Annotated in this window: 12 protein-coding genes; 9 read left to right on the forward strand and 3 right to left on the reverse strand. The window is 37.4% G+C overall.

The window, feature by feature from the left end; all coding sequences use genetic code 11:
* Nucleotides 1-9: 9 nt before the first annotated feature.
* On the reverse strand, nt 10-180 hold the full coding sequence (locus EUBHAL_RS15770; protein ID WP_005350416.1) for a helix-turn-helix domain-containing protein: 171 nt from the start codon (nt 178-180) through the stop codon (nt 10-12).
* A 135-nt stretch (nt 181-315) separates the two neighbouring features.
* Between EUBHAL_RS15770 and EUBHAL_RS17330 the strand changes: the two genes are divergently transcribed.
* The 3 genes from EUBHAL_RS17330 (at nt 316) to EUBHAL_RS12440 (ending at nt 1,870) form a co-directional block, all read left to right on the forward strand.
* Nucleotides 316-405: a DUF6783 domain-containing protein gene (locus tag EUBHAL_RS17330; RefSeq protein WP_370810206.1), complete on the forward strand. Its 90-nt coding sequence runs from the start codon at nt 316-318 to the stop codon at nt 403-405.
* 317 nt (nt 406-722) lie between these two features.
* Nucleotides 723-1,052: a DUF6514 family protein gene (locus EUBHAL_RS12435; RefSeq protein ID WP_005350419.1), complete on the forward strand. Its 330-nt coding sequence runs from the start codon at nt 723-725 to the stop codon at nt 1,050-1,052.
* A 170-nt stretch (nt 1,053-1,222) separates the two neighbouring features.
* Nucleotides 1,223-1,870 carry a YigZ family protein gene (locus tag EUBHAL_RS12440; protein ID WP_005350422.1) on the forward strand — a complete coding sequence of 216 codons (648 nt, stop codon included), beginning with the start codon at nt 1,223-1,225 and terminating at the stop codon, nt 1,868-1,870.
* A gap of 185 nt (nt 1,871-2,055) precedes the next feature.
* Here the strand turns inward: EUBHAL_RS12440 and typA are convergent, their stop codons facing one another.
* On the reverse strand, nt 2,056-3,891 hold the full coding sequence (gene typA / locus EUBHAL_RS12445; protein ID WP_044923427.1) for a translational GTPase TypA: 1,836 nt from the start codon (nt 3,889-3,891) through the stop codon (nt 2,056-2,058).
* Nucleotides 3,892-4,221: 330 nt separating this feature from the next.
* On the opposite strand from typA, the gene EUBHAL_RS12450 reads away from it, so the two are divergent.
* The 6 genes from EUBHAL_RS12450 (at nt 4,222) to EUBHAL_RS12475 (ending at nt 12,888) form a co-directional block, all read left to right on the forward strand.
* Nucleotides 4,222-4,893 carry a single-stranded DNA-binding protein gene (locus EUBHAL_RS12450; RefSeq protein WP_005350428.1) on the forward strand — a complete coding sequence of 224 codons (672 nt, stop codon included), beginning with the start codon at nt 4,222-4,224 and terminating at the stop codon, nt 4,891-4,893.
* Between the two features lie 306 nt (nt 4,894-5,199).
* The gene (gene hisS / locus EUBHAL_RS12455; protein WP_005350429.1) at nt 5,200-6,441 is read left to right on the forward strand and encodes a histidine--tRNA ligase; all 1,242 of its coding nucleotides are present in this window, start codon (nt 5,200-5,202) and stop codon (nt 6,439-6,441) included.
* A 55-nt stretch (nt 6,442-6,496) separates the two neighbouring features.
* A complete protein-coding gene (locus tag EUBHAL_RS12460) occupies nt 6,497-7,030 on the forward strand; it encodes a cob(I)yrinic acid a,c-diamide adenosyltransferase (protein WP_005350432.1) in 534 nt (177 codons plus the stop codon).
* 36 nt (nt 7,031-7,066) lie between these two features.
* On the forward strand, nt 7,067-7,954 hold the full coding sequence (dapA, locus tag EUBHAL_RS12465) for a 4-hydroxy-tetrahydrodipicolinate synthase (protein ID WP_005350435.1): 888 nt from the start codon (nt 7,067-7,069) through the stop codon (nt 7,952-7,954).
* Nucleotides 7,955-8,097: 143 nt separating this feature from the next.
* A complete protein-coding gene (gene dapB / locus EUBHAL_RS12470; protein WP_005350437.1) occupies nt 8,098-8,859 on the forward strand; it encodes a 4-hydroxy-tetrahydrodipicolinate reductase in 762 nt (253 codons plus the stop codon).
* A 564-nt stretch (nt 8,860-9,423) separates the two neighbouring features.
* A complete protein-coding gene (locus EUBHAL_RS12475) occupies nt 9,424-12,888 on the forward strand; it encodes a pyruvate carboxylase (protein WP_005350440.1) in 3,465 nt (1,154 codons plus the stop codon).
* Nucleotides 12,889-13,035: 147 nt separating this feature from the next.
* Here the strand turns inward: EUBHAL_RS12475 and EUBHAL_RS12480 are convergent, their stop codons facing one another.
* Complete coding sequence (locus EUBHAL_RS12480; protein ID WP_005350442.1) at nt 13,036-15,009, reverse strand: S8 family peptidase; 1,974 nt, start codon at nt 15,007-15,009, stop codon at nt 13,036-13,038.
* Between the last annotated feature and the right edge of the window lie 514 nt (nt 15,010-15,523).

The following is a 15,523-nucleotide window of genomic DNA, read 5'->3' on the forward strand; positions in this document are numbered from 1 at the left end:
CTGCGCAAATCAGGATTTATTCATTTTCTCTAGGCGTTCTAAAATGAGCTGCTCAATATATTGTGGTGGTTTTCGTTCTCCTTCTTCCCATGCCAACCATGTCTTTAGTGGGAAACCGAGAAGTTTTGCTATTTCTTCAGCGGGGCGATTTGTTTTTGTTCTTGCTTCTTTAATTGTCATAAAAGTACCTTTCTATTACAAAAAAATAACGGAAATAGTTCAGATATTTTTTTGCGAAATTTCATTTATTTAAAATTACTATACTGTTGTAAAGCTTTTTTGTCAAATAAAAGTCTAGAGCATGTTTGAAAAATCATTCCTGCAAATTGTGACGCACATTTTGCAGAAAGCATTTTTCAAACACGCTCTGGTGTGTTAATTATAAAAAGTATAATTATGGAATAAAATCCTTAAAAAGTATAAATTCTAGTTTGAGTAGAATAAAAGCAAGAAAAGTCTTGTTATAAAAGAAAAATGATGGATAAATGTTATAAAATGGATAAAAATCTATAGGATACCAGATTTTTGTGGATTAGTACAGATAATTAATTGCTTAAATATAAAATAAAACCATTTATTTAAGATAGTATTATGCAAAAACTAAATATAAAAAATATCTGTCGTTTACAAATAATTCCATTCCAAATTTTTCTTATTCTGGTATAATAATGCCATAAACACAGAAACAAATAAAGGTTTTTGTTAGAAAGGAATTAAGAAATATGGAAAGAATACTTAAAAACGAAAGAAGGGTTGAGGGAGATTGTAAGAGATATTTGTTGAGATATACGCTTGTATCGAATGGATTTCCAAAAGAAGAGGGAGAAGGAATATATTATGGAATTATAACAGAACAATTTGTATGGACTGATGAAGAGGAAAGATGGGAAGCACAAGATACAGCTCAGGTTAAAGGTTTTTCTGAATCGTTAGAGGAGTCTATGGCATTTTTTGAAAAGATGGTTCAAGGGGAAGTTATGCCAGTATCACTTAATGAGATTGTTGATGACTGGAAAAGTGCGTTTTATATGGGAAGGAAAGAATCGGCATAAGATTTCATTTATTGTAAATCTTGTATCTATAGTATTATGTCATATATGTTTTCTTTGTAGAATAGGATGAGATAGAATAAGAGAAAGAAAAGGTACCACTGAGATATTCTTCTATGGTATAATTAAAATATTAATATTAAAATTATATTATAGGGAATAGGAGGTGTCTTATGATTAGGCACAAGGCAGTTTACCGCGGGGGAAGCGGAGAGATTGTAGAGAAGAAATCAAGATTTATTGCTAATATAAAGAGTGTAGAAACTGTAGAAGAAGCACAGGTTTATATAGAAGAGATGAAGAAGAAGTACTGGGATGCCAGGCATAATTGCTCTGCATTTTCTGTAGGAACTGAACAGGTGACAACAAGATGCAGCGATGATGGGGAACCAAGTGGAACAGCAGGTAAGCCTATTTTGGAGGTAATATCTGGAAGTGGGATTCACAATATTGTTGTGGTAGTAACCAGATATTTTGGGGGAACGCTGCTTGGAACAGGAGGACTTGTAAGGGCGTATACAGATGCTACAAGAGCAGGTATTGAGAATTCTGATATTGTAGAGAAGATTCCAGGAAGAAGAGTGGATATAGCCATGGATTATACAGATTTAGGAAAACTACAATATATGTTAGCGCAAAATGAAGTGCTTACTGAAGATACAGAATATACGGATAAGGTTATTATTCATGCTTTATTTCCGGAATCAGATAAAGAGAAGTTAAAGAAGAAGATTACAGAAGCGACAAGTGGACGTGTGATGACACAGGAAGGGGAAGAAGTGTACTTTGGTACAGTGGATGGAGAAGTGATTGTATTTTAAAAAATTAGTTGGGATCCCCAGCGATTCAATTACCAGATATTTCACAAAGCGTAGAATAGGATGTGGTTTGTGTAATATAAGATAAAATATAAAGAATATTTTTCTTACATAAAAATACTCCAGAAGATAAGAAATATATATATCTTCTGGAGTATAGATAATAGCTTGTTTTATAAATGAATATATTAAGCTTTTCCGTTTCTCTTTGCACGGTAACGGGCAGTTGGGTCAAGAATTTTCTTTCTGATACGAATGTTCTTTGGTGTGATTTCAAGAAGTTCGTCAGTATCAATGAAGTCTAATGCCTGTTCCAGGCTTAAGATTCTAGGAGGGCTTAACTTTAAGGCATCATCAGAACCTGAAGCACGAGTGTTTGTAAGTTTCTTTGTTTTACATACATTTACCTCGATATCATCCGTTTTACCATTCTGACCGATAACCATACCAGAGTATACTTTTTCGCCAGGCCCTACAAATAATGTACCACGTTCCTGTGCGCTGAAAAGTCCATAAGTAACTGTTTCACCAGATTCGTAAGCAATTAAGGAACCCTGCTTTCTGTATTGGATGTCTCCCTTATATGGGCCATATCCCTCAAATAATGTATTGATGATACCTGTTCCTTTTGTGTCTGTCATAAAGTCGCCACGATATCCAATTAGTCCTCTGGAAGGAATGGAGAATTCCAGACGGGTAGAACCAGTACCAGACATGGACATATTACGAAGTTCACCTTTACGCTGGCTTAACTTTTCGATAACAACACCGGAGAATTCTTCTGGAACATCGATAACAGCAGTTTCCATAGGCTCTAACTTTTTACCATTTTCATCTGTGTGGTAAAGAACTTCGGCTTTACTTACAGCAAACTCATAACCCTCACGGCGCATATTTTCGATAAGGACAGAAAGATGAAGTTCTCCACGGCCAGATACCTTAAAAGAATCAGTATTTTCCATCTCCTCAACACGCAGACTGACATCTGTGTTAAGTTCACGGAACAGTCTGTCACGGATGTGGCGGGAAGTTACGAACTTACCTTCCTGACCGGCGAGTGGACTGTCGTTTACAAGGAACTGCATAGCAATTGTAGGTTCCGAAATCTTCTGGAATGGAATAGGTTCTGGATGATCAGGTGAGCAGATTGTGTCACCGATATGAATATCTGCAATACCAGAAATAGCAACGATAGAACCAACAGTAGCATCATTTACTTCTACTTTATTAAGACCATCAAATTCATAAAGCTTGCTGATTTTTACTTTTTTATTTACGGATGGATCATGATGGTTTACAAGGAGAGCATCCTGATTAACACGAATAGAACCATTCTCTACTTTACCGATACCGATTCGGCCAACATACTCATTATAGTCGATTGTACTGATAAGAATTTGTGTATCTGCATCAGGGTCACCAGTTGGAGCTGGGATATGCTTGATAATGGTTTCGAATAACGGTTTCATATCTGTACCATTTTCGCTTAATTCAAGCATGGCAATACCGGATTTAGCAGATGCATATACAAAAGGACTGTCTAACTGTTCATCGTCTGCATCTAACTCTAAAAGAAGTTCCAATACTTCATCCATAACTTCTTCTGGACGAGCTTCCGGACGGTCAATTTTATTAATACATACGATGAATGGAAGATTTAATTCTAAGGCTTTTTTTGTTACAAACTTTGTCTGTGGCATTGGACCCTCAAATGCATCGACAACAAGAATTACACCATCAACCATTTTTAATACACGTTCTACTTCACCACCGAAGTCTGCGTGGCCAGGAGTGTCAACGATGTTGATTTTTACTCCTTCGTAGTGGATGGCTGTATTTTTAGATAAAATTGTGATTCCTCTTTCTTTTTCAATATCGTTGGAATCCATAACGCGTTCGCCGACTTCCTGGTTGGCACGGAAAGTACCGCTCTGCTTTAAGAGTTCATCGACGAGAGTAGTTTTTCCGTGGTCTACGTGAGCAATGATTGCCACGTTACGGACATCTTCTCTTGAGATTTTCATAAATTGCCTTCTTTCTAAAAGTGTAAAGTATAAATTGCTCATCACTTGTGGAATGAACCAATTTATAACCGTATATTGACGTTTAAACTAGGTTATTCTAGCACAAAGAAAGAAAAGACACAATAAAAAATACGAAATAAAAAGGAAAATAAACAGAAAAATAAATAGAAAGAAATAATTTTAATCTATAAAAAATCTATAAAGAATATGAAAAAAGATAGCAGAAATTATTAGGGAATTTAAATAAAAAGGAATTATTTTTTTTTAAAGTGAGTATATATAAAGTAAATAACATATACAGAATCTGCTACATACAGGGGAGGAGTAAACATGACAGAAAAAATTTTAAAAAATAACCAGGCAGTAGTTGCAGGAGAAATTATCTCTGATTTTGAATTTAGCCATGAGGTTTTTGGCGAAGGCTTCTATTTTGTAAAATTAAAAGTGAGCAGACTCAGTCATTCAAGTGATATTATTCCACTGCTGGTCTCAGAACGTCTTATTGATGTGAGCCAGTCTCATATCGGCCAGTTTTTAGAAGCTCGTGGCCAGTTCAGATCTTATAATAAGCATGAAAATAATCGCAATCACCTTGTTTTATCTTTGTTTGTAAGAGAACTGGAATTAATAGACTCGGTAGAAAATAGAAAACCTAATATGATTTTTCTTGATGGATATATCTGCAAGGAGCCAGTATATAGAACAACACCGTTAGGAAGAGAGATCGCGGACGTACTTCTGGCGGTGAACAGAGCATATGGCAAGTCGGATTATATTCCATGTATATGTTGGGGACGTAATGCCAGATATGCAGGAAATCTTTCAGTAGGAAGCCGAATTCAGCTATGGGGAAGAATTCAGAGCAGAGAATATCAGAAGCGCGTAGGAGAGAATAATGTGGTTAGCAGAGTAGCATATGAAATTTCTGTAAATAAGATGGAATATATTGATGATGGAATAAACCTTGAAAGGAAGGTTGCAGATTCGGGAAATATAGGTTAAATTATAAGGGACTGTTCGTTTTGAGCAGTCCTTTGGTTTATCATTATGTAACTTTCAGAGTCATATGGATTTTTGGTAAATAAGTGAATTATGGTTACTTGCAGTCAGATTGCTGTTTGGCAGGGATATGAATTATATCTATTATAGATAATTATGGATAAATACATTTTTAAAATTTATATAGGAGGGTAACCGCGGGAATAAAAATAGAATCAAAGATACGTTTTGGTTTTGGTTTCTGAATAGTCACATCATATGATATAATGTAGAACAAGTAAGAATAAAAGTATAGAAAGGAAAACGAAAATGAAGATAACACCAGTAAAAGGTACGAATGATTATTTACCAGCGCAGGCTGAGCTTAGAAACTATTTACAGAAGAAAATCTGTGAGACATATGAGCAGGCTGGTTTCCAAAGAATTGCAACTCCAATTATCGAGGATATTGAGAATCTTGATAAGAGCGAGGGTGGAGATAACTTAAATCTTATTTTCAAAGTAATGAAAAGAGGGGAGAAGTTAAAGAAAGCAATCGCAAGCCAGAATCCAGATAATATTGCAGATATGGGACTCCGCTATGATCTTACATTACCACTGAGTCGTTATTATGCGAATAATCGTGCATCTTTACCACAGCCATTTAAGGTGATTCAGATGGATAGAGTATATCGTGCAGAACGTCCACAGAAAGGCCGTTTGAGAGAGTTTATCCAGTGTGATATTGATATTCTTGGATCTGATTCTTCTACTTGTGAAATTGAGTTAATCCACACAACCGCAAAGGCTCTTCTTAATATTGGTATTAATAACTTTAAGGTAAAAATTAATGATAGAAGAATTTTACGAGAAATTCTTTTGTCTGTAGGATTTGAGGAAGACCAGTTAGACAGCGTATGTATTTCTTTTGATAAGTTAAATAAGATCAAGGCAGAAGGTGTCGAGGCAGAATTAACAGAGAAGGGATTTGATAAGGCAGTTATCGCAGAATTCATGAAACTTCTTTCCAATGCACCATTTACACTTGACTATGTAAAAGAAATCTGCAAAAACAGTGAATATGTAGATTCTCTCGCATATATTATTGATACCTCTAATGCGCTCGCTGATGGCAAATATGTTGCAGAATATGATATGACCTTAGTTCGTGGACAGGGATATTATACAGGAACAGTATTTGAAGTAGAATCCTTAGATTTTAACAGCTCTATTGCTGGCGGTGGAAGATACGATAACTTAATCGGAAAGTTCTTAAAAGAACAGATTCCGGCAGTAGGATTTTCCATTGGTTTTGAGAGAATTTACAGTATTCTCATGGAAAAAGAATCTTACAATACAGAAAAACAGAAAAAAGTTGTCTTAATTTATGAAGAGGATCAGGTTGCAGATGCTATCCGTTATGCAGAAGAACTCCGCAAAACTTATAAGACAGCATTATACATCAAACCAAAGAAACTTGGTAAGTTCCTTAATAAATTAGAAGAACAGGGATTTGACGGTTTTCAGGTGTTTGGCAGAGACGAAGAAGTAAGAATGTTTGGAGAACAGTAGATTTTTGTAATGATTTATGGTATGATGTTGCAAAACATCAACAAATATAATCAGGATGAAAGGTCAGAAAATGGACGGAAGTATACAGGTTTATTACGGCAATGGAAGAGGAAAGACCACAGCGGCTCTTGGACTTGGCATTCGTGCAGCAGGTGTAGGAAAGCAGGTTATCATGGTGCAGTTTCTCAAGAAAAAGCATTCTGATACGCTTGATTTCTTAAAAAAGCTTGAGCCGGAGCTTCAGATTTTCCGCTTTGAAAAGGCGGCATGTGGGTATTCTGATTTAAGCCCGAAGGAAAAGCAGGAGCAAATGCTCAATATTAAGAACGCTCTTGGATATAGCAGAAAGGTTCTTGATACCGGACAGTGTGATTTGCTGATTCTCGATGAAATCTTTGGATTAGTTGATTACAATATAATTACCATTGAGGAATTGATGGATTTAATTGCAGTGAAAAAAGATTCCATGGACTTGATACTTACGGGAAGGAATCTCCCCGATGAAGTGAGGGAGATTGCGGACTGTGTCTATTCAATCCAAAGAGAGAAAGAAAAGACCCCGGAGATATTAGCACAGGGGAATTTCTAGTAATGCATTCTTAGATTAGAGAAAGGAAGGATAAGTATGGCTGTTTTTACAGGAGCAGGTGTTGCAATCGCAACTCCATTTGATGAGAATTACAATATTGATTATGAGAGTTTTGGGAAGTTTATAGATTTCCAGATAGAGAACAAGACAGATGCGATTATCGTTTGTGGAACATCTGGAGAGGCTTCTACATTAAGTCATGAAGAACATATCGCAGCAATTCGTTACTGCGTAAACCGTGTGAATAAGAGAGTTCCTGTAATTGCAGGAACAGGTTCTAATTGCACAGATACTGCATCTTACCTCACAAAGCAGGCGCAGAATGCAGGGGCAGACGCAGCGCTTGTAGTAACTCCTTACTACAATAAGGCAACACAGAACGGTCTGATTGCTCATTATACAGATATTGCAAAACATACAGATTTACCAATCATTCTTTATAATGTACCAAGCAGAACAGGCTGTAAGTTAGAAGCTGCTACAATTGCAAAATTAGTAAAAGATGTAGATAACATCGTTGGTGTAAAGGAAGCAACAGGAGACATTGCTTTTGCAACACAGATTATGTACGATACACAGGGAGATATTGATATGTATTCTGGTAATGATGACATGATTGTGCCAATGTTATCTATCGGTGGTAAGGGTGTTATTTCTGTTCTTTCTAACGTAGCGCCAGAAGATACACATAATATCTGTGCAGAATATTTTGCAGGTAACGTAGAAAAGAGTCGTGAATTACAGATTAAATATCTTGAACTGATTCATTCCCTTTTCTGTGAAGTGAATCCAATCCCTGTAAAGAAGGCATTAGAGCTGATGGGATTTTACGGCGGTAACGTAAGACTTCCGCTGACGCAGTTAGAGCCTGCACATACAGAACGCCTGAAAAAGGCTATGATTGAGACTGGAATTTTAGCATAAATATAATTTTTTAGAATTATGCTAAATATATCTCACAACTAACCTATTATGAGGTGAATAATTAAGTTAGTAAAGTGAGTCCAGACTTTGAATAGTTACTTTAGTTTTGATAATTAAAACATATCCGGAGGATTGAACATAAGATGGTTAAAGTAATGATGTACGGATGTAATGGCTATATGGGTCATGTTATCTGTAATTTGATAAAAGATATGGAGAATGTCACTGTGGCAGCGGGAATTGACCCATGTCCAGGTGACCAGAAGGATTTTCCTGTATTTGCATCCTTAGACGAATGTAATGTAGACGTAGACGTTATCATTGATTTCTCTGCAGCAGTAGCAGTAGATGGCGTTCTTGATTATGCAGCAGCAAAGAAGATTCCTTTAGTAGAGTGTACAACAGATCTCTCTGAAGAACAGCTTGCACATCTTGAAGAAGCCAGCAAGCAGACAGCAATTCTTCGTTCTGCAAATATGTCACTTGGCGTAAATACATTATTAGAGATGGTAAAGACTGCCGCAAAGATTCTTGGCGAAGCAGGCTTTGATATTGATATTGTAGAGAAACATCACCGCAGAAAGTTAGATGCTCCATCAGGAACAGCATTAGCTTTTGCAGATTCTATCAATGAAGCAGCAGATGGCAAGTATAACTATGTATTTGACAGAAGCGAGAGAAGAATGCAGCGCCCACAGGATGAGATTGGTATTTCTGCCGTTCGTGGTGGAACAATCGTAGGTGAACATGAGATTATCTTCGCAGGAACGGATGAAGTAATCGAGTTTAAGCACACTGCATATTCCAGAGCTGTATTTGGAAAAGGTGCTGTAGAAGCTGCGGTATATCTGGCAGATAAACCAGCGGGATTATACGATATGAAAGATGTAATTTCCGCAAAATAAATTCTGGTTTGCCGCAGGCAAGAAAGACGAACCCAGAAAGATAAATAAAGCATATTTGTGACTTTAGTCGTGGCAGGTTGAATGTTCGCGTGAAAACGCTCGCATTCAACCTTTGCTCCGAGGTCACAAATGTGCTTTATTTATCTTTCTGGGTTCTGTTTGTTGGTAATAAACATACTCCAGAATTTCAACTCCTCAAAAAGCCACAACCGTTTGAAATCTCCCTCAAATCTTCCTCAAATCTTCCCTCCAAAATAAATTCTTCCTTTTCCCTAACCCCCAACGTACAGTCTACAATAACTTAAAGTTTTTTCTAAATCTGGGTTTTTATTGGTTGTTTTTTTTCAGAAAGCAGAAGTCCTTTTTTGTAAAGTGATTGGATTTTTTTGCTGTACCATTGACAGAAACGAAAGCACATAATATACTCTAACACAAAAGTCTTAATTTCAAAAATAAGATAAATAATTACGTTTGAAATCAAAAAATATATATGAAGTGAAATGTATATAGCACAGGAAAAGAACTGTAAGTGAAAACTTGCATAAAAACAGGAGGGTTAGGGTTATGTCAGGAAAGGTAAACGTAAAAAAGTTTAGAAAAGTTCTTGTTGCGAATCGTGGGGAGATTGCGATTCGTATTTTCAGAGCGTTAAGTGAGCTTGGGATTACAACGGTTAGTATTTATTCAAAAGAAGACCGTTATGCAATGTTTCGTTCTAAGGCGGATGAGTCCTATCCGTTAAATCCTCAGAAGGGACCGATTGATGCATATCTTGATATTGATACGATTATTAAGATCGCACTTTCTACAGGAGTAGATGCGATTCATCCGGGATATGGATTTCTTTCAGAAAATCCAGACTTTGCAGATGCATGTGAGAGAAATGGAATCGTATTTATTGGACCGGGCAGCAATATTATGAATGCGATGGGAGATAAGATTTCTTCTAAAAAGATTGCTATTGAAGCAAATGTTCCGATTATTCCGGGTGTGGATTATGCGATTAAGGAAGTAGATGAAGCGAAAAAAATTGCAGCGCAGGTTGGTTATCCGGTTATGCTTAAAGCGAGCAACGGCGGTGGCGGACGCGGTATGCGAATCGTAAATAGAGAAGAGGATTTGGAGAAAGAATTTAACGAAGCGAAGAATGAATCGAAGAAGGCTTTCGGTGATGATATGATCTTCATTGAAAAGTATTTAAAAGGGCCAAAGCATATCGAGGTACAGATTGTTGGAGATAATTATGGAAATGTGGTACATCTTTATGACAGAGATTGTTCTGTTCAGAGAAGACATCAGAAGGTAGTAGAGTATGCACCGGCATTTTCCATACCGGAAACAGTACGTCAGGAAATCTTTGATGCTTCTATCCGATTGGCGAAAACAGTAGGTTATCGTAATGCCGGTACGTTGGAATTTTTGGTAGATGCAGATAATCATCCATATTTTATTGAGATGAATCCTCGAATTCAGGTAGAGCATACAGTAAGTGAGATGGTTACGGATATTGACATCGTACAGACACAGATTCTTATTGCAGAAGGTTATCCTTTAGCTTCGGAAGAGATTGCGATTCCATCACAGGAAAGTGTAACCTGTACCGGTTATTCGATTCAGACTCGTGTGACGACAGAAGATCCAGCTAATAATTTCCTTCCGGATACAGGAGAAATTACAGTATATCGTTCGGGTTCTGGTAATGGCATCCGTCTTGATGGAGGCAATGCATATACAGGAGCAGTGATTTCTCCATATTATGACAGCCTTCTTGTAAAAGCAATCTCTCATGACAGAACTTTTCTTGGAGCGGTAAGAAAGTCTATCCGAGCTTTACAGGAAATGCGTATTCGTGGAGTAAAAACGAATATTCCATTTCTTGTGAATGTGTTAAATCATCCAACATTTCAAAGTGGGCAGTGTTATACAACGTTTATTGAGGAAACACCGGAACTTTTTGAACTTACTAAGAGTCAGAATCGTGCGAATAAGATTATTGAATTTATTGGGGATCGCATCGTAAATTCAAATAATGGAGAAAAACCATTTTATGAGAACAGAGTGCTTCCGAAGCTTGACAAAAGCAAACCGGTTTATGGAGCGAGGGATGAATTTTTAAAATTGGGTGCACAGGGATTTATGCAGAAGATTTTAAAAGAAGATAAGCTTTATGTGACGGATACCACAATGCGAGATGCGCAGCAGTCACTGATGGCAACTCGTATGAGAAGTAAGGATCTGTGTGGTGCGGCTTATGCGACAAACGCGTTTATGCAGAATGCATTTTCTGTGGAAGCGTGGGGTGGTGCTACCTATGATACGGCATATCGCTTTTTGAAAGAATCCCCTTGGAAACGTCTTGAGTTATTAAGAGAAAGAATGCCAAATACATTGATTCAGATGCTTCTTCGTGCATCCAATGCAGTGGGATACAGCAACTATCCAGATAATGTTGTAAAAGAATTTATCCGTATCTCAGCGGATCATGGTATTGATGTTTTCCGTATTTTTGACAGTTTAAACTGGGTGGAAAATATGAAGATGCCAATAGAAGAAGCGCTGAAAACAGGAAAAATTGTTGAGGGAACCATTTGTTATACAGGAGATGTCAGCAATCCAAATGAGACAAAATATACACTTGATTATTATGTAAAAATGGCTCTTGAATTAGAAAAACTCGGATGTCATTCCATTGCTATTAAAGATATGGCGGCACTTTTAAAACCTAGAGCGGCTAAAGAACTTGTAGGCACATTGAAAAAAGAACTTCATGTACCATTACATTTACATACACATGATTCTACAGGTAATGGTGTGAGTACAGTGCTCATGGCAGCGGAGGCAGGAGTGGACATCGTTGACTTAGCGATTGAATCTATGTCATCGATGACAAGTCAGCCATCCATGAATGCAGTTGTAGAAGCGCTTCGCGGAACAAAGAGAGATACAGGGCTTGATTTTGAAGAGTTGTCAGAACTGAGCAGATATTATAATCGAATTAGAAGTGTGTATGCACCATTTGAAAGTGATATGAAGTCTCCGAATACGGAGATTTATAAATATGAGATCCCAGGTGGACAATATTCTAATCTTCTTGCGCAGGTTACAGAAATGGGATCTCCGGAAGAATTTGAGGCGATCAAAGGGCTTTATAAAGAAGCGAATGATTTGCTTGGTAATATTGTAAAAGTAACCCCTACTTCAAAAGCGGTAGGTGATCTTGCAATTTTCATGTATAAAAATAATCTGAATAAGGATAATATTTTAACTGCCGGAGCTAGTCTGTCTTATCCAGATTCCGTTGTTTCTTATTTCCGGGGAATGATGGGACAGCCTTATGGTGGATTCCCGAAAGAATTACAGAAAATTGTGTTAAAAGATATTGAACCGCTTACAGAACGCCCAGGTAAATTGTTGCCGCCAGAAGATTTGGAAGGTATCAAAAAGCACCTCATTGAAAAATACCATTATGAGGATAAATCAGAAGAAGTTATGGCACAAAAAGCAATCAGCTATGCCTTGTATCCGAAGGTATATGAAGATTACTGCGAACATTTTGAAATGTATAATGATGTAACACGATTAGAAAGTCATGTGTATTTCTACGGTCTGCGAAAAGGAGAGGAAACTTATCTTAAAATTGGCGAAGGAAAAGAGCTTCTGATCAAATATCTTGAACAGAGCGACCCGGATGAAAATGGAATCCGAACATTAAGTTTTCAGGTAAATGGTTCTATTCGTACTGTGAAGATTCAGGATCATAATCTTGAAATTAAGACAGACCGCCGCTTAAAAGCAGATAAAAATAATCCACAGCATCTTGGTTCCTCTATTCCAGGAACGGTAGATAAAGTTCTTGTAAAGGAAGGAGATGTGGTAACAAAGAATATGCCGCTTATGACGATTGAGGCAATGAAGATGGAAACAACAGTAGTATCCACAGTGAACGGAACTGTAGATAAAATTTATGTGGAAGCGGGAGACAGTGTGCATCAAGATGATTTATTAGTATCTTTTCATATTAAAGAATGATTTTACGAGTGATGATGCCTATTCTTCCTCTTGTTCGTGTACCAAATGTATATAAGCTTACTAAGATGGCAAAAATAACCTCAGCCGCAATCGTTGAAATTAGCGGTTGGGGTTATTTTTATTATAGTTATAAAAATGATGCTGGCCTCAAAAGATATTTCTTAAACATAATGCTCCCCAGCCAATTTTTTCATTAGGATATTCCGAAAAAGCAGGTAAGGGTCTTGCGCTTTTCCAGAGATATGCTTTTGCTTTTTCACCATAGAGAAAAGGGTCGTTACCATTTACAATGCCATGTTGCATCAAAAGTGCCGCAGCTCCAGTAACAAAAGGAGCAGCCATAGAGGTCCCGGTCCGTATAGTGTACCCGCCACCAGGAGCAGTGCTTAAAATATTAACTGCCGGGGCGCAAAGGTCGGGTTTTGTGTGCCTGTTATTAGAAAATCCCTGCCCGGAAAATGGAGCAAATACATCAAGGCTGCTATCGTAGCCGCTAACGCTGATAACAGAAGAGGCAGTAGAAGGAATTGTAAATGTCATATCAGAAGAAGGGACGAGAAAACCGGTAGCAGAATTTGTAGCTTCTTTTGATGGCAGCCAAAATTGTAAGCGTCCATCAACAATTTTGCCAGTTGGAGTGGATTCAATGTGTAATGCCCAAGTGCCGGAAGTGATAAAAGTAGTATTTGAGCTAAAGGAAAGAAAATACTGTCGAAATGGCTGATAAGGTGTTGGATTGTTGATCGTAAGATAAATAGTTGTGTCAGCGATCATATAGGCGTAGATGCCGGGAACGGCAGGAAAGACAAAACTTTCCAAACCGGAAGGGGAAAAAAGTTCATAGAAAAAATTATCTGCGAAAGTCTGCCATATTTCAAGGTAAAGACTTCGCTCGCCCGGAGCTATGGTAAAATCTATAGATTTATCATAAGTGTTTTGATTTGAAATTGTGTTTAAGGAAGCGTGCCTTCTGGTAAGACCTTCATTTCCTGTAGCAGCACAAATAACATTTTTCCCATAAAGAGAAACTTGCTCCATAAAAAGTTCTAAAAGACTACTCCCAGTATGTGAACCATCATTAGAACCATAACTGATATTGATACTTAAAGGCAAAGAACGCGAATTAGCAAAACGAACCGCAAAATCAACCGCCATCATAAGATTTGCATAATCCGTATAAACAGAAGCGGTCTCGTTTTTTAACTTTACAACAATTAAAGAACTTTCGGGCGCAACCCCCTGACTATTTCCATTGCTGGCACGCCCGTTTCCTGAGCAGATACCTGCGATATGAGTGCCATGCCCGGAAACGTCTTCGGAAGGCGATAGTAGCTCGGTAACAGGGTCAGTTACAGAAAAAGTAGAAGAGTCAGAAGGAACAGAACTAGATTTCGGCATAAGTAATCGGTTTAAATCTTCTTCTGAAAAAATAACACCTAAATTATAAGGGTTATCTGTAGCGGAGCTATGCTTGGAAACATTATTCCTTCTGGTGTTAGTTCTATTGTCTGCTGCGATATAATTGTTTTGACTATTTGTTGTACTAATGTATTGGAAGTTATCACTATTAGAACTATTGCTATTAGTATTTTCTTTATTAAAAGAAGCAAAAGGCAAACTCTGATCCCAATAAGCCAAAATCCTCGTACTTCCATCCACATTTCGAAAATCAGGATGCCTGTAATCTACCCCGGAATCAAGAACAGCAATCGCTGTCCCTTTGCCAGTAAGTGTTGTAGCATTTACATTTCTTCCAGTCACAATATTATAATCAGGAAAACACGAAGCATCAATTCCTGTAAGCGCATTTTCATAAATCGGACGAGAAAGTTCCACATAAAGAACTTGAGGAAAAGTCAAAAAAGAAGGAATATCCTTCTCTTTAATAAAAAGAATCGCAAAATTGCCAAGCAAAGGAATAAAAGAAAAAGAAATCATTTCCTTAATTTCCTCAAGAGAACCATTATAAAATAAAATCAACTTCCACATATCCGTACTTGGAGAAAAACCAGAATGCAGCAGAGAACTTTCCATCCGCTTGGCATTATCCAAAGAAAGCGAGAGTGCAAGCTCAGGATTTAGCTTCTGGTTTATTTGTTCGATTTCTGTAATAGAAAGCATAACGTCACTACCTACTCTGCTTCAAATTTCTCAAAACAAATATATTCGCTGAGTTACTATTTAATTCATTAGACAAACTACAGACGAAGCCATTGCCCCCAATAAGGCATATTTGTGATTTTAGTCGCGGCGCGTTGAATGTTCGCTCCACGCGCTCGCATCCAACACTTGCTCCGAGACCACAAATATGCCTTATTGGGGGCAATGGATTCTGTGCTGTGGCTGGAGAAGGTGAATTAAACAGGGGGAGGGGATTTGGGGACAGAAGCTGATGTCTTCTGCTTACTCTAGAATGACTGGGAATAGAGGGATGAGTTGGCTTTTTTAACGATTATCACATCAATATTTCAATAATTTCAGAACAAAAAGCAGTCTGTTGTTATCAATCTCAACTCATTACTACTTCCATTTAAATACAAAATATCTATTCACAAAATTCTGAGAGCAAGCAGAAAACTTTTACCTTCTCCCCCAAATCCCCGCAACCACTATTTAATTTAATCAAAATTCAGCT

This window comes from Anaerobutyricum hallii DSM 3353, from assembly GCF_000173975.1.
GTDB classification, from domain to species: domain Bacteria; phylum Bacillota; class Clostridia; order Lachnospirales; family Lachnospiraceae; genus Anaerobutyricum; species Anaerobutyricum hallii.

What these genes read in the sequence shown, in the direction of transcription:
- EUBHAL_RS15770 (WP_005350416.1), bottom strand. Translation starts at nt 180, where the DNA reads ATGACAATTAAAGAAGCAAGAACAAAAACAAATCGCCCCGCTGAAGAA.
- EUBHAL_RS12435 (WP_005350419.1), top strand. Translation starts at nt 723, where the DNA reads ATGGAAAGAATACTTAAAAACGAAAGAAGGGTTGAGGGAGATTGTAAG.
- EUBHAL_RS12440 (WP_005350422.1), top strand. Translation starts at nt 1,223, where the DNA reads ATGATTAGGCACAAGGCAGTTTACCGCGGGGGAAGCGGAGAGATTGTA.
- typA (WP_044923427.1), bottom strand. Translation starts at nt 3,891, where the DNA reads ATGAAAATCTCAAGAGAAGATGTCCGTAACGTGGCAATCATTGCTCAC.
- EUBHAL_RS12450 (WP_005350428.1), top strand. Translation starts at nt 4,222, where the DNA reads ATGACAGAAAAAATTTTAAAAAATAACCAGGCAGTAGTTGCAGGAGAA.
- hisS (WP_005350429.1), top strand. Translation starts at nt 5,200, where the DNA reads ATGAAGATAACACCAGTAAAAGGTACGAATGATTATTTACCAGCGCAG.
- EUBHAL_RS12460 (WP_005350432.1), top strand. Translation starts at nt 6,497, where the DNA reads ATGAAAGGTCAGAAAATGGACGGAAGTATACAGGTTTATTACGGCAAT.
- dapA (WP_005350435.1), top strand. Translation starts at nt 7,067, where the DNA reads ATGGCTGTTTTTACAGGAGCAGGTGTTGCAATCGCAACTCCATTTGAT.
- dapB (WP_005350437.1), top strand. Translation starts at nt 8,098, where the DNA reads ATGGTTAAAGTAATGATGTACGGATGTAATGGCTATATGGGTCATGTT.
- EUBHAL_RS12475 (WP_005350440.1), top strand. Translation starts at nt 9,424, where the DNA reads ATGTCAGGAAAGGTAAACGTAAAAAAGTTTAGAAAAGTTCTTGTTGCG.
- EUBHAL_RS12480 (WP_005350442.1), bottom strand. Translation starts at nt 15,009, where the DNA reads ATGCTTTCTATTACAGAAATCGAACAAATAAACCAGAAGCTAAATCCT.